Raw genomic sequence first — 19,940 nt, 5'->3', positions numbered from 1 at the left:
TAAGGACGATCCGGCGGAACGAGCGCCCATGCAGGACACCCACGCGGCCGATCCGCTCTCGCTCCACGGCGTCGTCCCGCCGACGGTGACGGCGTTCGCCCGGGACGAGTCGCTCGACCCCCAGGGGACCGCGGCCCACGCCCGGTTCGTCGTCGACGGGGGGGCCCACGCGGTCTTTCCGCTCGGGACGAACGGGGAGTTCGCGCTCCTCTCCCCCGAGGAGCGCGACCGGGTCGTCGAGGCCGTCGTCGACGAGGTGGGCGGTGAGGTGCCCGTCATCGCGGGCGTCGGTGCGCCCTCGACCCGCGAGACGGTCGCGCGGGCGGAGGCGGCCGCCGCCACGGGTGCCGACGGACTGGTCGTCGTCACGCCGTACTACTACCCGCTCGACGCGACGGGGGCTGTCGAACACTACCGCCGGGTCGCCGAGGCGACCGACCTCCCGATCTACGTCTACCACATCCCCTCGAAGACGGGCAACGCGCTCGCGCTGGAGACGCTCGACGAGATCGCCGCCATCGAGAGCGTCGCGGGGCTGAAGGACTCCTCGAAGGACGTCCCCTGGCTGGGGCAGGCGATCGACGCCCACCCCGAACTCACGTTCATGGCGGGGTCGGACTCGCTGCTGTTCGCCGGCCTGGAGATCGGCTGTACGGGCCTCGTGAGTGCCGTCGCGAACGTTTTCCCCGAACTCGTCGGTGACCTCTACGACGCCTACGCGGCGGGCGAGGAGGAGCGCGCCCGCGAACTCCAGAGCCGCGTCTACGACGTGCGCGACGCGCTCAAGCGCGGGCCGTACATGGCGGGGGTGAAGACAGCACTCTCGCTGCGTGACGTCGACTTCGACGTCGGCGGTCTGCGTTCGCCCCTGCGGACGATGAGCGACGGGGACCGCGCCGCACTGGAGGACGACCTCCGAACCCTGGACCTCGTCTGATGGGCGACGAGAGGACACCCGTCGCCGACGGCGACCTCGACCGGCGGTGGTGGAAGGAGGCGGTCGTCTACCAGGTCTACCCGCAGAGCTTCAACGACTCCGATGGGGACGGGATCGGCGACATCCAGGGGGTACTCGACCGGATCGACTACCTCGACGACCTGGGCGTGGACGTGGTCTGGCTCAACCCCGTCTACGCCTCCCCGCAGGCCGACAACGGCTACGACATCAGCGACTACCGCTCGATCCGCGAGGCGTACGGCACGATGGACGACTGGGACGCCCTCCGGGATGCCGTCCACGACCGGGACATGCGACTCGTGATGGACCTCGTGGTCAACCACACCTCCGACGAACACGAGTGGTTCCAGCGTTCGCGCGACCCCGACTCGGCGTACCACGACTGGTACCACTGGGTCGAGGGCGACCCCGACGAGCCACCGAACAACTGGACGTCCGGGTTCGGCGGGTCGGCGTGGGCCTACGACGACGAGGTGGGCAAGTGGTATCTCCACCTCTTCGACGAGAAACAGCCCGATCTGAACTGGCGCAACCCCGACGTCCGCGAGGCGATCTTCGACATGATGAACTGGTGGTTCGAGCGGGGGATCGACGGCTTCCGGATGGACGTCGTCAACCTGATCTCCAAGCCCGAGGGCTACCCCGACGGCGACCCCCACAACGAGTGGGTCGGCATCGAGCACTTCACCGAGGGGCCGCGCATCCACGAGTATCTCGGCGAGATGGACGACCGCGTGCTCTCGGGGCGGGACGCGTTCGTCGTCGCGGAGTGCATCGGCGTCGACCCCGGCGAGGCCGACCGGTACGCCGAGCACGGCCTCCGGATGACGATCAACTTCGACCACGTCATCCTCGACTACGACGCCGAGGAGGGGTGGTGGAAGGTCCGCGACTTCCCGCTCACCGACCTCAAGGAGGCGATCGGTCGCTGGCAGACCGAGCCCGACCTGGCGTGGCCGGCGGTCTACCTCGGCAACCACGACCAGCCGAGGGCCGTCTCGCGGTTCGGCGACGACGGGGAGTACCGCGAGGAGAGCGCGAAGCTCCTCGCCACGCTCGTCCTGACGCTCGGGGGGACCTCGTTCGTCTTCCAGGGCGACGAGATCGGGATGACGAACTACCCCTGGGACTCCATAGCGGAGATCGACGACGCCGACGCGACCGGTCGGGTCCGCGAGGCCATCGCCGCCGGCGACATCGACTCCTTCGAGGACGTTCGCGATCTGATCCGCTACCGCTGTCGGGACAACGCCCGGACCCCGGTGCAGTGGGACGACTCGGCACACGGGGGGTTCACCGACCCCGACGCCGAGCCGTGGCTCCCCGTCAATCCGAACCACGGAGAGGTGAACGTCGCGAGCGCCCGGTCCGACCGGGACTCGGTCTGGTACTACTACCGGGACCTGGTCGAACTGCGCCACGAACACGACGTCCTCGTCTACGGCAATTACGAACCCGTCCTCCCCGATCACGAGTCGGTGTGGGCCTACGAGCGGACGCTCGGCGAGGAACGAGCGTTCGTCGCGCTCAACTGGTCGCCCGAGCCGACGACGGTCAGTCCCCCCGAGCGGGTGCGCTCGGATAGTGTGACGTCGGCCGTGGCGAACTACCCCGACCGGACCGGCGGGGTACCCGGGCGGCTCGACCTCGACCCGTACGAGGCGCGGGTCTGGATCGATTGAGCCGTCAGCGCAGGAGCGCGGAACCGCGCCGCCTTTGACGACGCGGCCCGTAGCCCGCGTATGCGCCGACGGACGTTCCTCGCGACGACGGCGGGCGTGACGGCCACCCTCGCCGGCTGCGGTATGGTCGGCGGATCGGGCGACGCCGACATCGAGATGGCCAAGAACGCCTACCTCCCCGAGACGTTCGAGGCGACCGTCGGCGAGCCCGTCGTCTGGGTGAACAACGGCTCGCGGGGCCACACCGTCACCGCCTACGAGGACGGCCTGCCGGACGACGCGGAGTACTGGGCCTCCGGCGGCTTCGAGAGCGAGGCGGCCGCCCGCGACGGCTTCTGGGAGCGGGGCGGCGAGGGGACGATCCGCTCGGGCGAGACCTGGTCGCACACGTTCGAGGTACCGGGGACCTACGCCTACTTCTGCGTCCCCCACGAGCGCGCCGGGATGGTCGGGACGGTCGTCGTCAGCGAGTAACACGATCCACGGCGGTCCCGTCGCTCGAGACGTGGCCGGCCGTCCACTCGGGCGACAGTACGCGTCGCTATGGCTCGGCTCGGCCGGACACAGATAGAAACGGGGGCGATCGAAGTCGGTCGCTTACTCGTCGACCGCGAGGTCCTCCTCCTCGACGTCGACGGCGGCCTCCTCCTCGGCGGCGACCTCCTCGGGGTGGGCCTCGAGGGTCGCCTTCTGGATCTCCACCCGGCGGAGCGGGTAGATGGTCTTCGCCTCGTTGTAGATGGCCGAGGAGAGCCGCCCGCCGACGATCGAGTCGACGAGTTCCGAGAAGGAGCGCTCCTCGGCGGCCGACTGGACCAGGTCGGTCATCGTCTTGCGGATGGCCCGCTCCTGGCTGTGGTCGGCCTTCTTCGTCGTGAACGCGACGGGCTGGACCTGCATCCGATAGTCGTCGGTCGTCAGGACCGTCTCGTAGGACGCGACCTTCGAGGAGCCGCGCCGGACGAGCGAGCGCAGGTAGTCCCGCGTGAGTTCGTGCTTGACGAACTCGGTGTAGGCGGTGTCGCTCCCCACGTCGTTGATGCGGAACGTGAGCTTCGTCGAGTTCTCGCCCGCGTCGTCGGTGAGGTCACCGAGGGTCGTCTCGATGGTTCGGTCGTAGAGCTGTTCGGGGTCGTCCGCGGGGGTCGTGCCGAGCTCGCGCCGGTCGAACTGCTCGGGCGCGAGCACGGTGTACCACCGCTTCTCCTGTTTCTGTCGGGAAACGCTTCGTTCGCTCATGATGTGTCTGATCTGTCCGCTGTGTGTTCGTCCACGATTCGGTCCGCAACCCCGAGGTTCACGACGTAGTCGTCGACCGTCGAGCGCAACCCACCGGGGGAGTCACGCTCGACCGTCGTCACGGCCCGTCCGTCCTCGACTCGGGTACTCATCTCGTCGGTGTTGTCCGGTTCCAGCGCCGCCGCGACCGTCGCCGCGTCAACGTGGGTCGTCGATACCGTCGCCCGGCAGCGAGCACGCCCCTCCGCCTCGCGCTCGGAGGTCACAGTCCCCCCCGGAACGCGCTCACGAACGTCCCCTCGTCGATCGGTTCCGCGAGTCGGGCCCGCGCGGTCCGGCCGCGACCACCGACCGTGCCGGCGTCGCCGACGGCGCTCCGCAGCGCCGAGAGGACCTCGCGGTCGCCCGCGGCCGCCGCCCGGTCGTAGCCGCGCTCGGTCCGCCCGAGCGCGAGCACGACGGGTTCCGGCGAACGGTAGTCCCGGACCAGTCGCGCGACCGTCCCCACGGGGCCGTCCGTCCGGACGACGAACGCGCCGTCGTACCGGCCGGTGTCGGCCTCCCGTACGGCACGGTGGGCCGCGCTCGCGTGGTCGCGCCACGCCGAGAGCGCCGCCGACCCCGCATCGTGGCCGAGCGCGAGCGCGACGCCCGTCCCGGGTCGTTCTCTCGCTACGGCGTCGAGCACGTCCGCGTAGCCGCCGATAGTCTCGAACGCTCCCCCCGAGTAGGGCCGGAGCGCCCGCTCGACGGCGTGGGCGGCGCGCGTCGGCGCACCGGAGACGGCGCGTAGCGCGACCATCGAGGCCGCCCGCTTGCGTGCCTCGGGGGTCGAGTCGTCGCCACCTACCGCCGTGAGCGCCTCGCGCGCCGCGTCGACGTCGCCGGAACAGGGCAGATGGACCAGCGTCGAGTGGGCCAGCCCGTCCGCGACGTCCTCCGTGGGGATCGCGATCCCCGGTTGACGTTCGACGCCGGACTCGCGTGCCGCGTCGAGCAGACCGACGCCGTCGTCGCCGGGGACCGCCTCCGCGGCCACGGCCCCCGCGAGCGCGAGGACCGGATCGGCCGCGTCTGGCGCGAGTTCGCGGGCGGCGGCGAACGCCGGGACGCTCGCCGGCACCGCGTCGACGGCGACGTCGCCGCCGCTCGTGCCGACCGTTATCGTCACGTCCGCGTCGGTCCCCGTGGCGGGGTCCGGGAAGCGTGCCACGCTCGCCTGGAACGGGATGTCGATGGCCGAGAGCGCCCGTGCGAGCACGCCGACCGCCGCGAGGCCGTCGCCGTCGCTCGTGCCGACCAGCCTGACGAAACCCGCGTCTCGGCAGGCGGCGGTCACGCTAGCGACGGGCGTGTTCGCGTCCGGGCGGTCGGCGGCCGACACGGCTCAGCCCTCGAGCAGGTCGACGGCGACGTCGTAGGAGTAGGTGAAGTCCTCCTCCAGCTCGTCGCCGCGGTAGTAGTCCGCCAGCCGGCGGATCTTCGACTCCGTGTTCTGGAGCGCCCGCTTGTTCTGGGCGTCACCCTGGTTCTCCTCCATGTGCCGGCGGAGACGGATCGCTCGCTCCATCAGGTTCCGGAGGTCCTCCGGGAGGTCGGGGCGAGCGTCGTTCTCCTCGAGTATCTCGGTGACCTTCTTCCCCGTCGCGAGTTTGACGTCGGGGACGGGCGTCCCCTGGACGCCCTCGTCACGGAGCTTCATCCCGATCTGGGAGGGGTCGTGGCCGTTCTCCGCGAGTTCGACGACGCGATCCTCGACCGCGTCGGCGTCGACGTCGCTCCACTCAGGCGGGTCGTCTGCCACGGGCCGGTCCGAACCGGAACTGCCGCGGCGTCGGGTGTGCATTCGTGCCATGTGTCTGGTTGGACGGCACTGACCGCTGTCCCGGCGGATCCGGGCCGACGCGCTCTGTACGCACTTCCGCAATCCCAAGCCGCGCGGAGCGTCGAAGAGACCCCGGACCAGGTGCCCGGGCCGCGCGGCGGAGTCGGATTTGCGGCCGTGCCGTTCCCACCGGCGAGAGGCCCGACACGCACAAAGGCGTGTCGCTTCGGACCCGCCCGGTTCGTGCGGCACCCCCGGCTCGCTCTCGTCGGATGTCTCTCCCTCGGGTCACGGTATCGTCCGACCGTCATCCGCGGCTGGCCGAGCGTCCCCTGGACGACGCGTACCGCCGGAGGCTCTCGACGGGCGGTGAGCTCAGTCCGATACGAGGTCGGCCCCGCAGTCCGGACAGCGGTACGCCTCGCGACGCTCCCAGACGGCGCTACAGGCCGGACAGATCCGATCCGGGGCGACGGGCTCGACTCGCCTCGCGTCGGTGTCGAGTTCGATATCCCCCTCACGGGGGCTGAGGACCACGCGAGTCACCCCTGGAGTCTCCTCGCGGACCTCGATCACCTCACCGACGACCGACCGTTCGCCGTATCTGGCGCGGGCGGTCGTCCCCTCTCGGAGGGTTCGGCGACTGACAGTAGCGTCGGATGGGTCCCTGGTGGCGTTCATGGTGGGACACCCCTACATCCGAGCTTCGGGCACTAATACCGGCGCCTAGCGCGGTGAAACTGAAACTGGCAGGCCGGAGTACGGGGAGGGAACCGCGCTGACGGGGCGCACGCGTCGGCGCGGTCCGATGGGTTTATGCGCCGCGCTGGGCTGAGTTGTGGGTGCGGGCTCGTAGATCAGCGGTAGATCACTCCCTTGGCATGGGAGAGGCCCCGGGTTCAAATCCCGGCGAGTCCACTTCCCTCGTTCTCGCTTCGCTCGAACTCGGTTAGTGAACTCGCCGACCTTCGCGGAGCCGTAGGCTCCGCTCAGTCCCGGCGAGTCCACGAATCGGATGTTAGAGTTCGTTGCCTCCGGAGTCGGTGGTCGAAAATCCCTCGCGTTTCACGCCGCTCTCCGGAGCGTAGAGGACGGTTCACCTCACTCGAACACGCCGCTCCCGTACACCTGCTCGTAGGGGAGGTGTCGCTCGGCGTCCGTGCGGATCTGCTCGCGCTCGCGACAGATCTCCCGGAGGAAGTCGTCGAGCCGACCGGTGCTGAACTGGTAGGCGACGTGATCGTAGGTCCTGGAGAAGCCGTCCTCGCGCAGTTCGACGAACGGGGAGACCCCTCGCTCGGCGGTCTCCACGCCGAGCGTCCGGTAGTCGTCCTCGAGGTACCGACAGTAGAGCTCCTCGAACCGGCGTCGGCCGGGGTCGGCGGGCGGGAGCGTCAGGTCGTCGAACGGGACGTGGAACGGCCCCCGACCGCACCAGTCCGTGAAGAAGACCGACGCCTTCCACACCGGTTTCACCTCGGAGATGAACCGGGCCTTCTCGATCCCCAGGACGTTGTGGAACGTGTTCTGGATGTACGAGATGGTGCTCTTGCCCACCTCGGGGATCCCCTCGTCGAAGTCGTCGACCCCGGTGACGTCGACCCGGGTCACGCGGTCGAGCGTCAGCGCAGCTATCAGTCCGGCGTCGCCGTCGCCGACGATCGTCACCGCTTCGATGCTGTCTCCGTTCATGTGTTCTCCGTCGTGCACCGGAACCCGCGTCCGATCCGGCCTCTCGCGCCCGGGGGGCGAGCCGGGGGATCTCGCGTCCCGGACCCGCTATCGGCCGTCACCGAGGGCCGACGGGCGGTTCGGACCGGCTGACTGGACGCCCGTGTGAGCCCCCCGGATCGTCGGGGCGCGCCACCGACGAGGGTACACGCTGGGGACCCACAGCAGCCGCCCGGTAAAAACTCCCCGGCGGTACCTCGGCCGAACCCGTCCGACGACGGACGGACGACGGGGCGCGAGCACGGACAGTGACGGCGGATCGCTACCGGTGACGATCCGTCGATCGGAGCGTCCACCGAGCGGGTCGAGTGCACCGACGACCCCCTCCACCGGGAGTGGTAACCGTCGCGTTCGGCCCCGATCTCCCCGACCTACACGACGCCGCCGTAGCCGTACTGGCCGTACGCGACCTCCCCCCAGTCGGCCTCCCCGTCGGTCGACGTGGGCGTGGGAGTCGGCGTCGACGTCGTCGTGTCCGTCGGCACGTCGAAGTCGAGCCAGTTGAAGTCGATCCCGGAGTCGACGGCCTCGATCCGGAGGACGCTCGTCCGATCGGTGTCGATACGGACGTCCCGGACGGCGACCGTCCGGTAGGTGTCCCAGCCCCCGGTGTTCGGCAGTTCGACGGTCCGGAGGGTGTCGCCGTTCAGCGTCACCCGGAGCCGGCGACCGTCACGGGGGGTCGCGACCCTGAACTTGAGGTCGTAGGTGCCGGGTGTCGGGTCGACGGTGTACTCGAGCCACTCGCCCTGGATGAACCGGCCGACGTTGTACCGCCCGTTGTCGTCGGAGGTAGCCTGCAGATCCACGCGCGTGTCGCCGCGGAGCGCGTCGGACTCGGGCCGCCCGTCCCACTGCGGGTCGGTGTCGTGGTACGCGACCCCCTCGCCGCCCCTGTCGTAGTGTTCGGCCTGGATCCGACCCGGGATCCTGGCGGGAGCGTCCCCGAACGGTTCGCCGGAGGGATACGGTGTCGGCGTGGCCGTGGGCGTCGCAGTCGGCGTGGCCGTCGGGCTCGGCGTCGGCGTCGACGTCTCGGTCGGCGTCGGCGTCTCAGTCGGCGTCGGCGTCGCGGTCGACGTGTCGGTCCGGGCGAAGCCGACCCAGTTGATGTTGAACCCGTACTCCGCGCCGTTGGTGAGCGCCTCAAGGCGAAGGACCTGCCCGCCGCTGATGTCGAGGCCGGTGAGCGTGACGGTCTGCCAGTTCTGCCAGCCGCCGGTGTTCGGCACGTCGAAGGTCCCGAGGACCTCGCCATCGAGGATCGCCCGGAGCTTCGTCCCGTCGTGGATCGACGCGACGCGGGCCCGGAGCTCGTAGGTCCCCGCGGCGAGATCGACGGTGTACTCGAGCCACTCGCCGTCCTCAATCCACCCGACGTTGTAGCCGCCGTCGTCGGTCGTCGACTGGATATCCACACCCTCGTCCCGGTACGCGCCGCCGGAGTTCCCCCCGTCCACGTCGTGGTACGCGATACCCTCCCCGCCCTCGTCGTACGCTTCGGCCTCGATTCGTGACACATCGTGGTCGGTGTACGCCGGCTGACGCGGATCGGGCGTGGGCGTCGCTTCAGGCGTTGGCGATGGCGTCGGCGTCGCCGTGGGCGTCGACGTCTCGGTCGGCGTAGCCGTCGGCGTCGAGGACCCGACGTTCGGGGTCGCGGCGAGCCAGTTGATGTTGAAGGCCCCGCCGACGGCCTCCAGCCGCACGACCCGCACCCCTTCCTCCAGATCGAACGTCCCGAACCCCTCGGTGGTCCAGCTCTGCCAGCCGCCGGTCTTCGGGACGGTGATCCGGCCGTACTCGGTTCCGTCGATCTTCAGGACGAGCTCCGACCCGCCCTCCGGGGAGGCGACGCGCACGGTGAAGCTGTACCGACCGGACGTGCACTCCCGGGTGTACTCCAGCCACTCGCCGTCCTCGATCCAGCCGACGTCGTACTGACCGTCGACGTCGCCGGTCCGCTGGATGTCGACGCCCGTGTCCCGGAACGCCCCGCCCCGGTTCTCCGCGTCGGCGTCGTGGTAGGACACCCCCTCCCCACCCCTGTCGAACCGCTCGGCCTCGATCCGCCCCGAGAGCGACGGCACGTAGGGCGACTGTTCACCGCCCACTGCCATCGTCTCGCTGGTCGCCGCTTCGAGTACGCCGGACTCCGTGATGGACGTCCCGCCGTACCCGAACGAGGTGAGGTCGGCCACCTCCCCCGCCGAGCGGAGGTCTCCCGACGCCCCAACCGCCCCGTCATCCCCCCGGGGCAGGACGCCGAGTCCCGCGATCGCGGTACCTGATAGTGACATGAACCCTCTCCGCGAGAGCTGCAGCTCGTCCGATTGTTTGCTTCCCCAGCCCATTTCTGCAGGCACACCTCGGTCGCGTTCGGTACTTAAATTATTGTCTGCATCTCGATTTAGGTGAAAAAATATATTAGACGGGGCGTCGGGATGTGGTGCCAGGACATCCTGGAAGGGCCTCTTGTGGATCTTTCGGCGGTCGTACGGGGACTTTCGGAAGACACACCTCTTTCGTCACGGCATGTCCGCCGATCGTCCGGGCCGTTCCGATCGTGGCCTCGTTCAGCGGCGACGGTCCGTTTCGTTCGTACCAGCCCTCGTCGGTATTGTAATACAGCCACCACACTTCGCCGGACCCCTTCAGTGACACCCCGCCGCTCACGGGCGATTCGAGGACCTCGTCGTCGAGGCGGACCCCGGGTTCGGCGTACCACCTGGCGACCGGCGGGCCGTGCGGCTGGCACACGAACGGGGCTCGTCGTCGAGCGCCGACCGGGCGGCGTGCCCCCAGTACGTCCGGGTCGGATGGACCCCCGAACGGGGATCGGTCGGTGGCCCGTCGGTCCCCTTCCGAGCGGTGACGCCCCGCCCCGAGGATCCCCTTATTTTTCATACATACTTATATTAGAATATACCATGCACGAGCGGGAGCGATACCCTCCCAGGTCGGCGGGAACCGGCGGGGCGCTCGACCGAGCTGGCAATGACGCACTACATCACGCTGTTGCACGTCGACGACGACGCGTCGTTCGGGGCGCTCGTCCGCGACTGGCTGGAGCGGTCGGAGGGGGACATCGAGGTCACGACGGTGACGAGTGTCGAGGCGGCCCTCGAGCTGTTGAACGATCCCGACCACGGATTCGACGTCGTCGTGAGCGACTACTGCATGCCGGCGGCCTCCGGGCTGGAGCTGTTCGAGTGGCTCTGCGAGCGCGACTTCGGGCTCGCGTTCGTCCTGTTCACCGGTCAGGGGAACGAGGCGGTCGCTCACGACGCCCGCGTCGCCGGGGTGACGGACTACGTTCGGAAGTCGGGCGGTCCCGACTCGCTCTCCCTGCTGGTCCGGCGGGTCCGGAGCGTCGTCGAGTGACGACGGCCCGGTACCAGTCGGGACGGTGTAGCACGCCGGCGACCTCGTTCGATATCGGAACCGATCCACGGGGGCAGGCACGGCCCGTCGGCCGGATCGTACGACGGTCCCCGGGGGCCACCGACCCAGTGGAACTCGCCACTACTCGACGAGGAACTCCCGCTCGACGTCCCGCCGCGAGCGCTCGAGGTCGTTCCCGACGAGTAGCCGATCGAGCGTCCGCTCGAACGCCGCGTCGTCGATGTCCCCCCGGGCGTAGCGCTGCTGGAGGACGAACAGCGGGTCGGTCGTGTCGGGCGGCTCGGCGCGTGCACGGTCGACGAACGCGACGAACGCGAGCGTGAGGGCCCACGTGACGGCGTAGAACGCGAGGAAGGTATCGGTCAGCCCACCGAAGACCGCCGCTGCCGACCCGACGACGCCGAGGACCACCATCGGAACGACCCGGACCACGAGTCGCTCGAACCGCTCGAGGAGGGGGCTCATGTGTGTCATCGGCCACCGGGGAGCATAACTCGCTCGCCCGGAGTACGGAGCCCGGGCCGCGCCCAGTGCGCCGGAATCGGTCGTGGCCGTCGTCACTCGGGGGTCTCGTCGATGGACCGCCCGACAGGGACCGACCGTATGGCCGGAAGCGACGCGGACCGACGGGAGTCCCCACAGGGCTCATCGTAGTCGTTCGTAGATTTCCCGCCGAGAATATGCCGCGCGACCCAGTCGGACGGTCGAATCCTCCGGTCGGCTACGAGGATCCCTATCAGTCCGCCGAGACCGGCGCGGCGCTCGTCCAGGCGGTCCCGTACATACGGACGAACGCGACCGTCGCGACGAGTATCGCCCCGGCGGCGATGGCGAAGGCGGTGAAGACGCCGGTCGCGTCCCAGACCACGCCGATGAGCAGCGGCCCGATGACCTGTCCGACCTTCCAGGCGATCGAGCGCAGCGAGAGGCTCCCCGCGACGGCCTCGAACTGCTCGCCCTCCTCGACGAACAGCGCCATGCTCGCGGGCAGCCGGATGGAGTCGCCCACGCCACAGATCCCGTAGGCGACGAAGAGGAGGAAGAACGCCGGCACGAGCGTCACCGACCCCGAGAGCGCCGGGAGGGACGCGAGCGGGACGACCACGGTCGGAAAGAGGAGGTGAGCGAACTCGGCAAACGGGACCATGGCGGTCCCGAGGACGTACACCAGGGCACCCCCGGCGACGAAGTAGTGCTTCGAGCCGACGCGGTCGGTGTAGCCCCCGACGACCCCCTGTGTGAGCGCCTTGGTGAGCTTCCCGCCCGCGAGCAGCACGCCAACGAGGATCGCCGACATCCCGAACCCGGTGCGGGCGTAGATGGGAACGAACGTGATGACGGCCATCTTGCCGAACGAGAGGCCGAATCGGAACGTCACGAGCGCGCGGACCGTGCGGCGGGAGAGGAGGTTCTGCAGGGTCTCCCGGCCCGTCGACTCCTCGGGGTCCTTCCGTCCCCCCGGATTCTCCCGGAGGAAGAGGTAGAGCAGGACGGACGCGCCGAGCGTCACGCTCCCGAGCACGACGTACGTCTCCTGGAAGCCGTAGAGGGTCAACAGCGCCCCGCCGACGATGTCGCCGGCGAGCGAGGAGAACGCGCCGACCTGGTTGTAGGTGCCGAGCCACTGGCCCCGCTCGCCCCCGGGGCTGATCTCCCCGACGACGGTCGAACCGGTGACCCAGAGGAGGCTCGCGCCGAACCCCTGAAAGAGGCGGACGAGGAGGACGTCCGCGATGGAGTCGGCGAGGAAGTAGCCGCCGAAGACGCCGACGTTGACCAGCAACCCGGCGAGCAGGACTCGCTTTGCGTTGTGCGTGTCGACGTACCGACCGATTGGGAGCACGACCAGCAGCTGGACGAGGGCGAACGCGGTGCCGAACAGCCCCTCGACGGTGCTCGTGGTGTTGAACACGTCGGCGTAGAGCGCGAGCGCGATGGCTATGGTGGAGTACGCTTGCGCGCGCGCGAACGCCGTCCCGGAGAGCGCGATGAACTCGCGGTCGCGGAGGACCGACAGGGAACCCACACCGGCGCTAACCGGAGGGGTGGGATAAACCCGTGGGATCACTTCCGAACCGAGAGGATCTCACGCGGCCCTTGAGACCGATCGACGGAGTATAGAGCCGTCCCGGTGACCGGGGGTCCCTCGTGCTCGACCCCCGACTCGTCCCGGATGCAGGCTTAAGACCGGGGGGCTCCCACTCCCGGCCATGGAGGACAGCGAACTCGACGAACTCGTCGCCTCGCTCACACCCAGGGAATCGGGCGGTGGGGTACGGACGTATCAGAACACGGTCAGCGTCGCCTGCCCGGCCTGCGGCGAACCGTTCGACGACCTCGTCGTCTGCGAGGACGACCTCACGAGCCTCGAACTCAGCATGGTGCTCGACCTGTGCGTGACGACGCACGACGGCGACGTGCTCCTCTTCACCCACAAGTAGGACCGGACGGCCGGCGCCGTGATCGCACGGTCGAAAGTCAGTCGCGGGCGTCGACGCCCGGTCGCCGGACGAACTGGACGTACAGCGCCGTGAGCGCGAACAGCCCGACGACGAGCGCGAGCCCCCGGGGAAGCGGGTTCCGCCCCAGGAGCGCGGCTGCGACGGCGAACGCGAGGAGCGCCACGGCCACGGCCGCCTGTAGCCACCGGCCGCGGCCCGCACGCCGGCTCGACTCGAGGACGAGCATGGACCCCCGTTCGGCCGAAGGGGTTATGAACGCTCCGACGTTCGGTAGTCGGGGGTCCTGCCGCACGGAGACGCCGGGATCGGGGCGCGGGACGGCCGCTCAGTCGGCTCGCTCGCCGCCGCGTTCCCAGACGGGGACCGGCTCGCCGCTCGGTGGTGTGTGGCTCACGTCCTTCAGGGTCCGGGGGTTCTCGGATTCCATCGTGTCATCGTCTGACACTCCCGACGGGATTAACCCTTGGCTATAATGCATAAGAGGAATATATACTGTATCGACGTCGCGCGAATGGGGGTCGGCGGTCCTCCCTCGGTGCGGTGAGCCGACTCCCTCCTCCGGTCGCGTTCGACCGACCGTACGGACACGCCGTGTACGTCTCACGGTACGAGTCCGTATCGCCGTTTATACCCCTACTCTCGCTTGTGGACGTATGAGAACCCTCCAGCGGCGGAACTCGGCCGGGCAGACGACGATCGGGGCGGTACTCGTGATCGCCCTCGTCATCGTGGGGAGCACGGCCGTCGTCGCCCTCGGGGACCGGGCGCTGGACGACACGCGCGAGAACTCCGGACTGGCCCGGGCCGAGCAGTCGATGACGCTGTTCGACTCGCAGGCCGCACAGGTCGCGCTGGGGGACGCCTCGAACCAGAGGGTGAACTTCGGGGAGAGGGGAGGGAGTTACACCGTCGAGGACGATGCGGGCTGGATCGAGATCATCCAGCTGGACTGTGAGAACGACAACGTGAACGACGACGCCGACGACGTGGTGGACACCAGCAACACGGACGAGGACGACGCGTACATCATGGAGCGGAAGGCTCTCGGCGCGATGGTCCACCGGACCGGCGACACCGAGATCGGCTACCAGGGCGGCGGAGTCTGGCGGCGGGGCCCGGACGGCGGCGTCGAGATGGTCTCCCCGCCGGAGTTCCACTACCGCGGTGCGACGCTCACCCTGCCGATCGTGCTGACCCGGGGGGACGGCGCGGTGACGGGCAGGGCCTCCGGGACCGTCGAGGAGGGGATCCGTGCGAAGCCGGTGTTCCCCTCGGGGGAGACGTTCCCGTCGCGGTGTGGCGGCGGCGACTTCGTGAACCCGGTTCGCAAGGGGGAGGTGATCGTCCGGATCGAGAGCCGCTACGCCCGGGGCTGGGGGCGCTACTTCGACGCCCGGACCTCCGGGGAGATTTCCTACGCCGACCGGGACGGCGACGGGGTCGAGGAGGTCACCATCAGGCTGGTGTCCCTCGAGAACCCGGGGTCGTTCGGGATGCCCGGCGAGGGCGGATCGGTGACCGTCCCCGGGACGAGCGACCACAACGTCGAGGAGTTCAGCCTCACCCTCCGGCCGGAGGACCACGACAGCGCGAACTTCAACAACCTCCAGTGGTCGATGTACATCGAGGAGGGGGACCAGCAGTTCGAACTGTACTTCACGAAGTCGGGCGGCAGCGGCTGTCCGTCGACGGGCATCACCGCCGACGTGACGGTGTACTACTCCGAGGACGGTGGTGACAACTACGAGATGTGGCACGCCAACGACGTCTTCGAGGCGAAGTGCGAGGACCGCGACGGGGACGGGAACGACGACGAGATCTACTTCGAGATGTCGTTCGTCGACGACGACGACAACGACGGTGACGTCTCCGACGCCGAAGGCACCGATCCGACGCTCGACTACACCAAGAACGGCGACAACATGCTCAAGTTCAAAGCCAATGGGAACCTCCGGAACCCTTCCGAGACCTTCGACAGCCACTCCGCCGACGTCTCCTGGGAGGGGAGTCAGTACGACAGCGGTGACACCGAGACGGTCGACCGCGTCCTCAACCACTACTTCGGGATGTTCGACGACGAACTCGACCTGACGGTCAAGGACAAGCCGGGCGGCGGCGGGAGCGTCGAGGAGACCGGCCCGGACAGCTCCTCCGGCGTGCTCGACGTCCCCGGCGGCGGGAAGTACGTCACGTACCTCCACGTCACCCGTAACGAGATCGAGGTCCGACTCGACTAGCGATCGGCGGCTCGGCCTGCTCGACCACGCCGCGCTACGTGGCGTTCGGAGCCGTGCCGCGCCGACAGGCCGTGCGTGGCTACTCCGGCAGGTCCACGGCAGGAGTAACCCCGGAGCCGGAACGAGCGGTCCCTCGACGGCGAGAGAGGGTCAGGTACGGCCCTGTGACGCGAGGACGCCCTGTCCGGAGTGTGTCGTCGGTCCCGGGATACCGTGGATCCTCTCGATCGGGGTCGTCCCGGCCGGCCCCTCGGTCAGGACTCGATCGAGACGTCGATCCGGCTGGTCGTGACGTAGAGTCGCTCGGTAGCGATGACACAGATCGCCTGATCGCCGTTTCTCTCACAGACGGGATCGTCGGTCACGTCGGTGTCACCGTCGATGTCGTTCGCATCGAACGAGTCCGGTATCTCGTCGTTCAGGTATCGAACCCACGCGTCGGCCCTCGCCGGAGTGGTCGTGATGCCGAGCCGTATCTCGTATTCGACGTCGGCGTCGTCAGTATCGACATCGGTGCTCGCCGACGACGGATCGGTTCGCGCCGCCAGTACCTCGTTCCCGATCCGCTCCGTCCGGATGAGTACCGTCGAGGTACCGACCACGTACTCTCGGTTCGGCGAGCGCGTATCGACTACGGGGATCACCGCCGTCTTCACACCGCCGTTGTCGTCGAACGCGAACGGTGGCTCGTCGATGATCACCGCGCCGGACCTGTCCTCCCGGATGACTGCTCCGCCGGTGTAGAGGACGCTCGAGGACGGCTCGCTCTGTGGCGTGTAGACGATCGGTGAGGTGTCGGTGCCGAACCCCGGAACCGGATTCGTGGTGTCGGTGTCGTTGTTGAGCCACTCGACCGAGACGTCCGTCGGCGCACCGAGCTCCAGGGTGGCCTCGTAGAGCCTGAACTCCGTCGCCCGGTTGGGCGCGTTGTCGCGGTGGATGTCCTCCAGGTTGTCCGCCAGCACGTCGAACGCGCGTTCGACGTTGTTCAGCTGCTCGGCGTCGCGAGCGTCCTCAAGTCCCCCGATGCCGGCGACGTAGACGACCCCGACCGTGGTCGTCACCAGCGAGAACACGAGGACGAACCCGACCACGTCGCTCACCCCCCGATCAGACACGGTTCACCTCCAGGTGGTCGCCGTTCAGGACGACGACGACGTCACCGCCGGTGTGCGTGACGGTCCCCCCGGTGGACGTGCCGACGTTCGTTCCGAGGTACACCCCGACGGTCACCGATACGTCCGGGGTCTCCGTTCGCAGCGTGATATCGACGACGTTCGGTCCGTCCACCGCGTCCTCGACGGTCACCCGATAGGCGACGCCGGTCACCTCCGGCGACAGGCCCCGGGTGACCGAGACCTCGGTCCCGCCCGCGCGTACGAGCCGGTCCGCCGCCGAGAGGTCGCTCGCCAGCTGCTGGCCCAGGACCTGTAGCTCGTCCCGGATCGTCCCGTTGCGCTGGTCGGAGACGAAGTCGCCGCCGGCGGTGAGCAGCCCCGTGATGAGTATCGCCGTGATACCCAGCGTGAGGATGTAGCCGACGACGGTCGAGACGGCGCGGTCGGCGCGGATCGGATCCGTGATCTGGTTTCGGGTTCCTCTCATCGTGTCACTCCGGACAGGTATCGTCGCCCGTCCCGTCGCCGTCGGCCAGGTGGCCCTGGCGGACGGTCCGGGTGTTTCCGTCCGCGTCCTCGACGGTGACGACGACGGTGTAGGTGTTGCCGTCCCCCCCCGAGACGGTTCGAGTCACCGTCCCCGACGTGGTGGTCTCCGGGGAGTTGGCGGTCGCACCTTCCAGCTCTACGTCCACGCTCTGGAAGTTGCCGTCCGGATCGGTCGCAGTCCACGAAACGTCGAAGATGGCGTCCGTCCCGTCACTGTTGTCCGTCACGTCGAGATCGATCACGCGTGGGGTGGCCGGTTCCGAACCCGGTTCGCCCGGGGCGATACGGTGCTTCCCCCGGACGATCGTGTCCGAACCGACGAACTCCGTATCGATCTCGGTGGAGTAGATGGCCGGTGCGACGAACGGGGAGGACCCGCCCGGCCCGTTGTAGGTCGGTCCGGAACAGTGATTCCCGAAGTTCGTGGTGTCGACGGCGTCGGTGAACGACCCCGCCTCGCTGGACGAGTCGTCGATGACACGATCGACGGTGAGCTCGTACGCCCCGGTACTGTCACCTGAGTTGTGGAACCGGATGTCGTATGGCTCGTCGTACTCCGAGAGGAACCCCAGCGGCTCGCACTCCCCCGTCTCGACCTCCGCGTCGGTGAAGTCGATGACGGCATCCGAGCGCGAGATGCTGCACGTCCCGAGAGTCGACTCGTCTTTCTCGTCGACGGTGACGTTGATCGTCCCCTTGGCCGTGTCCTTGTATATCGAGACGCGGTGCTGGATATCACCTGTACCGGGGTCGTGGAAGGTTACGTTGAACGGTGAGTCGGTAGCGAGCAGGGCCAGGTTGGTGGACAGGAGATTCGTATCCGTGACCTCCATCTCGAACCGACGGACGCGGACCTCCTTCACGACGGTCCAGGAACTCGGTGTACCGGACGCCGGGTGGAACGCTCCTCCATCGTCGTCGACGATACGGACACCCTCGCGTTCGCTCGCCCCCGTTACGCTCACCGCCCGACCGTTGCTCCCCGTCAGGTTCCGCGTCGAGCTCTCCCAGCTCCCGAGGGCGGTGTCATAGTCGCTCACCAGTCCCGGGAAGTCGTCCCCGGTCCCCTCGCTGTTCACGCTGTCCATGATCCCGCCGACTCCCCGTCGAGTGTCCTCGTCGAGCGTCAGCGACTCGCTTGCGGCCGAGTCGCTCCGACTGGCGAGGTTGTGGGTGTAGATGGCCGAGTTCAGCACCAGCGCCAGCACCACGATCGTCACCGCGAGCGCCAGTCCCCCGACGAGCATCAGTTGCGCCCGATCCCCGTCCCGGAACTCCTCCGGGATCACTGTCGCCACACGACCACCTCCACTCTGACGACGTTGTAGAGGACGTCGTCGGAGACGTCCTCGGCGTAGAAGCTGTCGCCGTCGATCCGCGTCGACGTCGGGTGTTCGTCGTCGTCGTACAGCACGTCGTCGTCGTACAGGGTGACGAGCCGCGTCGCGGTCACCGCGTTGTCACTCGGCTCGCCACGGTAGACCATCCGCTGTGCCTCGGTCGCGAACCCGTCGTCGGTGCCGTCGTCGTCGATGTCCACGCTGGGTCGGATGAGCACGTTGAACACGATCCCCCTGCTCGAGAAGGCCCGTTCGAGGAGGGTCCCGAACTCGTTCTCCGGGGGCCCGTCGACGTAGAACGACCGCTCTGCGGAGGCCCCGATCCCGTAGAAACGCGGCGGATCCGACGCCGGATCGTGGTTCCAGTTCAGGACGGCGATCCGCAGCGCGTCCTGTTCGACGGCCGTCGCCAGGACGCCCTCGGCGACGGCACGCTGCTGGTTCTCGATGTGCTGGCTGGACGTGCTGGCAGACAGCGGCGTCACGGCCGTCACCTGGAGGGCGAAGACGAGGCTACCCACGAGCAGGAGGGAGACGACGATCCCCTCGAGCGCGTACGCCTGTCCGCGGACGCGACGCATCTACCACACCTCCACGACGAGCATCGCGTCGCTCGTCCCGTCTGCGAACCCACCCTCGACGTGGACGAACCGGCGGGAGACCACGACCGATCCGGTGCCGTCCGGCGGGGTCGGGCCGATCTCGAACAGGACGTCGTCGTCGACCGTCCCCTCGGGATCGCAGGCCCCGCCGAGCGGCCTGTCGACCTCGGTGATCCGGGGGTTGTTGGCGTCCAGACAGAGCGAGGTCGGCACCTCGTCGTCGGTGTCCTCGGCGTCGTCGACATCGTCACCGTCGTCGTCGGGGTTGTCCGACTCGCCGGTCGTGAGGTCCCGTCGGAGGCTGATGTGGACGTTCATCTCGCCCGCGGTCCCCAGTCGTCCATCGAGATCGAGGTCGGGGAAGTTACAGGGTGCGGCGTAGTCGTCCGCCTTGCTGAACGGGTCCCCGTAGTCGCCGTCGCCGTTCGTGTTCTCCCCGTCGTCGTCACCCACGTCGTTGGTCTCGAAGAAGATCACCGTACACTCCCGATCGAGCCGGTACGGTTCGCCCGGATCCGAGACCAGCATCTCCTGGGCCAACTGGTCCGCGATCCGGTCGGAGGCGGCAGTCTCCTGCTGGGTGCTCGCGGTGAAGGGTTCGATCATCCCCGGAACGAACGAGAAGACGAAGACGACCGTGAGCAGGAAGACGCTCACGCCGAGGGCGAAGTCGAGGTTCGTCTGGCCGCGGTCGGTGCCCCTCATAGTGGTACTCCGTCCTCCCGGCACACTCGCCGCCCGTCCAGTCCCGCCCGGTCCCGGGGAGGGCACCGGCGTCCGACCGTCGACCGC

Annotated in this window: 21 protein-coding genes and 1 tRNA gene; 7 read left to right on the top strand and 15 right to left on the bottom strand. The window is 68.7% G+C overall.

Features of this window, described 5'->3' with window-relative positions:
- Positions 1-28 precede the first annotated feature (28 nt).
- From WDJ58_RS09725 to WDJ58_RS09715, 3 genes are read left to right on the top strand one after another with little or no spacing between them, the layout of a single operon-like run.
- A complete protein-coding gene (locus WDJ58_RS09725; protein WP_338917494.1) occupies positions 29-937 on the top strand; it encodes a dihydrodipicolinate synthase family protein in 909 nt (302 codons plus the stop codon).
- Positions 937-2,640, top strand: a complete 1,704-nt coding sequence (locus WDJ58_RS09720) for a glycoside hydrolase family 13 protein (RefSeq protein WP_338917493.1) — start codon at positions 937-939, stop codon at positions 2,638-2,640. The genes WDJ58_RS09725 and WDJ58_RS09720 overlap by 1 nt, the downstream gene beginning before the upstream one ends.
- A 60-nt stretch (positions 2,641-2,700) precedes the next feature.
- On the top strand, positions 2,701-3,114 hold the full coding sequence (locus tag WDJ58_RS09715; RefSeq protein WP_338917492.1) for a cupredoxin domain-containing protein: 414 nt from the start codon (positions 2,701-2,703) through the stop codon (positions 3,112-3,114).
- A gap of 123 nt (positions 3,115-3,237) precedes the next feature.
- Here the strand turns inward: WDJ58_RS09715 and WDJ58_RS09710 are convergent, their stop codons facing one another.
- From WDJ58_RS09710 to WDJ58_RS09690, 5 genes are all read right to left on the bottom strand, one after another.
- A complete protein-coding gene (locus tag WDJ58_RS09710) occupies positions 3,238-3,879 on the bottom strand; it encodes a 30S ribosomal protein S3ae (RefSeq protein WP_338917491.1) in 642 nt (213 codons plus the stop codon).
- Positions 3,876-4,145 carry a KEOPS complex subunit Pcc1 gene (locus WDJ58_RS09705; protein WP_338917490.1) on the bottom strand — a complete coding sequence of 90 codons (270 nt, stop codon included), beginning with the start codon at positions 4,143-4,145 and terminating at the stop codon, positions 3,876-3,878. The genes WDJ58_RS09710 and WDJ58_RS09705 overlap by 4 nt, the downstream gene beginning before the upstream one ends.
- Positions 4,142-5,263 (bottom strand): hypothetical protein, encoded by a 1,122-nt coding sequence (locus WDJ58_RS09700; protein ID WP_338917489.1) that lies wholly within the window; start codon positions 5,261-5,263, stop codon positions 4,142-4,144. Before WDJ58_RS09700 ends, WDJ58_RS09705 begins: the two co-directional genes overlap by 4 nt.
- A gap of 3 nt (positions 5,264-5,266) precedes the next feature.
- Entirely contained in the window at positions 5,267-5,734 is a 468-nt protein-coding gene (locus WDJ58_RS09695; RefSeq protein WP_338917488.1) for a 30S ribosomal protein S15, read from the bottom strand.
- Positions 5,735-6,079: 345 nt separating this feature from the next.
- Positions 6,080-6,385 carry a hypothetical protein gene (locus WDJ58_RS09690; protein WP_338917487.1) on the bottom strand — a complete coding sequence of 102 codons (306 nt, stop codon included), beginning with the start codon at positions 6,383-6,385 and terminating at the stop codon, positions 6,080-6,082.
- 165 nt (positions 6,386-6,550) lie between these two features.
- Here WDJ58_RS09690 and WDJ58_RS09685 point away from each other — a divergent pair.
- Positions 6,551-6,622 (top strand) — tRNA-Ala (locus WDJ58_RS09685).
- Between the two features lie 183 nt (positions 6,623-6,805).
- Here the strand turns inward: WDJ58_RS09685 and WDJ58_RS09680 are convergent.
- Together WDJ58_RS09680 and WDJ58_RS09675 are read right to left on the bottom strand one after the other, a co-directional pair.
- Complete coding sequence (locus WDJ58_RS09680) at positions 6,806-7,396, bottom strand: tryptophan 7-halogenase (protein ID WP_338917486.1); 591 nt, start codon at positions 7,394-7,396, stop codon at positions 6,806-6,808.
- Positions 7,397-7,806: 410 nt separating this feature from the next.
- A complete protein-coding gene (locus WDJ58_RS09675; protein ID WP_338917485.1) occupies positions 7,807-9,735 on the bottom strand; it encodes a carbohydrate-binding domain-containing protein in 1,929 nt (642 codons plus the stop codon).
- 697 nt (positions 9,736-10,432) lie between these two features.
- Between WDJ58_RS09675 and WDJ58_RS09670 the strand changes: the two genes are divergently transcribed.
- Positions 10,433-10,819, top strand: a complete 387-nt coding sequence (locus WDJ58_RS09670) for a response regulator (protein ID WP_338917484.1) — start codon at positions 10,433-10,435, stop codon at positions 10,817-10,819.
- Between the two features lie 141 nt (positions 10,820-10,960).
- Here WDJ58_RS09670 and WDJ58_RS09665 read toward each other — a convergent pair whose 3' ends face one another.
- Together WDJ58_RS09665 and WDJ58_RS09660 are read right to left on the bottom strand one after the other, a co-directional pair.
- Positions 10,961-11,305 carry an SHOCT domain-containing protein gene (locus WDJ58_RS09665; protein ID WP_338917483.1) on the bottom strand — a complete coding sequence of 115 codons (345 nt, stop codon included), beginning with the start codon at positions 11,303-11,305 and terminating at the stop codon, positions 10,961-10,963.
- Positions 11,306-11,576: 271 nt separating this feature from the next.
- Complete coding sequence (locus WDJ58_RS09660; RefSeq protein ID WP_338917482.1) at positions 11,577-12,866, bottom strand: MFS transporter; 1,290 nt, start codon at positions 12,864-12,866, stop codon at positions 11,577-11,579.
- Positions 12,867-13,050: 184 nt separating this feature from the next.
- Here WDJ58_RS09660 and WDJ58_RS09655 point away from each other — a divergent pair, with 184 nt between their 5' ends.
- On the top strand, positions 13,051-13,281 hold the full coding sequence (locus tag WDJ58_RS09655) for a DUF7385 family protein (protein ID WP_338917481.1): 231 nt from the start codon (positions 13,051-13,053) through the stop codon (positions 13,279-13,281).
- Positions 13,282-13,318: 37 nt separating this feature from the next.
- On the opposite strand, the gene WDJ58_RS09650 is transcribed toward WDJ58_RS09655, so the two are convergent.
- Positions 13,319-13,528 carry a hypothetical protein gene (locus WDJ58_RS09650; RefSeq protein WP_338917480.1) on the bottom strand — a complete coding sequence of 70 codons (210 nt, stop codon included), beginning with the start codon at positions 13,526-13,528 and terminating at the stop codon, positions 13,319-13,321.
- 427 nt (positions 13,529-13,955) lie between these two features.
- Here WDJ58_RS09650 and WDJ58_RS09645 point away from each other — a divergent pair, with 427 nt between their 5' ends.
- Positions 13,956-15,539, top strand: a complete 1,584-nt coding sequence (locus tag WDJ58_RS09645; protein WP_338917479.1) for a DUF7289 family protein — start codon at positions 13,956-13,958, stop codon at positions 15,537-15,539.
- Positions 15,540-15,793: 254 nt separating this feature from the next.
- Here the strand turns inward: WDJ58_RS09645 and WDJ58_RS09640 are convergent, their stop codons facing one another.
- From WDJ58_RS09640 to WDJ58_RS09620, 5 genes are read right to left on the bottom strand one after another with little or no spacing between them, the layout of a single operon-like run.
- Positions 15,794-16,657 carry a DUF7289 family protein gene (locus WDJ58_RS09640; RefSeq protein ID WP_338917478.1) on the bottom strand — a complete coding sequence of 288 codons (864 nt, stop codon included), beginning with the start codon at positions 16,655-16,657 and terminating at the stop codon, positions 15,794-15,796.
- On the bottom strand, positions 16,650-17,144 hold the full coding sequence (locus WDJ58_RS09635; RefSeq protein WP_338917477.1) for a DUF7266 family protein: 495 nt from the start codon (positions 17,142-17,144) through the stop codon (positions 16,650-16,652). The genes WDJ58_RS09640 and WDJ58_RS09635 overlap by 8 nt, the downstream gene beginning before the upstream one ends.
- Before the next feature lie 4 nt (positions 17,145-17,148).
- Positions 17,149-18,504: a hypothetical protein gene (locus WDJ58_RS09630; RefSeq protein WP_338917476.1), complete on the bottom strand. Its 1,356-nt coding sequence runs from the start codon at positions 18,502-18,504 to the stop codon at positions 17,149-17,151.
- Positions 18,492-19,127 (bottom strand): DUF7288 family protein, encoded by a 636-nt coding sequence (locus WDJ58_RS09625; protein ID WP_338917475.1) that lies wholly within the window; start codon positions 19,125-19,127, stop codon positions 18,492-18,494. The genes WDJ58_RS09630 and WDJ58_RS09625 overlap by 13 nt, the downstream gene beginning before the upstream one ends.
- Positions 19,128-19,853, bottom strand: coding sequence for a DUF7287 family protein (locus WDJ58_RS09620; RefSeq protein WP_338917474.1), 726 nt, complete (start codon positions 19,851-19,853; stop codon positions 19,128-19,130).
- Between the last annotated feature and the right edge of the window lie 87 nt (positions 19,854-19,940).

The sequence above is a fragment of the Salinirubellus litoreus genome (assembly GCF_037335815.1).
Taxonomy (GTDB): domain Archaea; phylum Halobacteriota; class Halobacteria; order Halobacteriales; family Haloarculaceae; genus Salinirubellus; species Salinirubellus litoreus.
Note: the sequence above shows the minus strand (reverse complement) of the source record. Positions and strands in the feature narration are given on the sequence as shown.

What these genes read in the sequence shown, in the direction of transcription:
- WDJ58_RS09725 (WP_338917494.1), top strand. Translation starts at nt 29, where the DNA reads ATGCAGGACACCCACGCGGCCGATCCGCTCTCGCTCCACGGCGTCGTC.
- WDJ58_RS09720 (WP_338917493.1), top strand. Translation starts at nt 937, where the DNA reads ATGGGCGACGAGAGGACACCCGTCGCCGACGGCGACCTCGACCGGCGG.
- WDJ58_RS09715 (WP_338917492.1), top strand. Translation starts at nt 2,701, where the DNA reads ATGCGCCGACGGACGTTCCTCGCGACGACGGCGGGCGTGACGGCCACC.
- WDJ58_RS09710 (WP_338917491.1), bottom strand. Translation starts at nt 3,879, where the DNA reads ATGAGCGAACGAAGCGTTTCCCGACAGAAACAGGAGAAGCGGTGGTAC.
- WDJ58_RS09695 (WP_338917488.1), bottom strand. Translation starts at nt 5,734, where the DNA reads ATGGCACGAATGCACACCCGACGCCGCGGCAGTTCCGGTTCGGACCGG.
- WDJ58_RS09690 (WP_338917487.1), bottom strand. Translation starts at nt 6,385, where the DNA reads ATGAACGCCACCAGGGACCCATCCGACGCTACTGTCAGTCGCCGAACC.
- WDJ58_RS09680 (WP_338917486.1), bottom strand. Translation starts at nt 7,396, where the DNA reads ATGAACGGAGACAGCATCGAAGCGGTGACGATCGTCGGCGACGGCGAC.
- WDJ58_RS09675 (WP_338917485.1), bottom strand. Translation starts at nt 9,735, where the DNA reads ATGTCACTATCAGGTACCGCGATCGCGGGACTCGGCGTCCTGCCCCGG.
- WDJ58_RS09670 (WP_338917484.1), top strand. Translation starts at nt 10,433, where the DNA reads ATGACGCACTACATCACGCTGTTGCACGTCGACGACGACGCGTCGTTC.
- WDJ58_RS09665 (WP_338917483.1), bottom strand. Translation starts at nt 11,305, where the DNA reads ATGAGCCCCCTCCTCGAGCGGTTCGAGCGACTCGTGGTCCGGGTCGTT.
- WDJ58_RS09655 (WP_338917481.1), top strand. Translation starts at nt 13,051, where the DNA reads ATGGAGGACAGCGAACTCGACGAACTCGTCGCCTCGCTCACACCCAGG.
- WDJ58_RS09650 (WP_338917480.1), bottom strand. Translation starts at nt 13,528, where the DNA reads ATGCTCGTCCTCGAGTCGAGCCGGCGTGCGGGCCGCGGCCGGTGGCTA.
- WDJ58_RS09645 (WP_338917479.1), top strand. Translation starts at nt 13,956, where the DNA reads ATGAGAACCCTCCAGCGGCGGAACTCGGCCGGGCAGACGACGATCGGG.
- WDJ58_RS09635 (WP_338917477.1), bottom strand. Translation starts at nt 17,144, where the DNA reads ATGAGAGGAACCCGAAACCAGATCACGGATCCGATCCGCGCCGACCGC.
- WDJ58_RS09625 (WP_338917475.1), bottom strand. Translation starts at nt 19,127, where the DNA reads ATGCGTCGCGTCCGCGGACAGGCGTACGCGCTCGAGGGGATCGTCGTC.
- WDJ58_RS09620 (WP_338917474.1), bottom strand. Translation starts at nt 19,853, where the DNA reads ATGAGGGGCACCGACCGCGGCCAGACGAACCTCGACTTCGCCCTCGGC.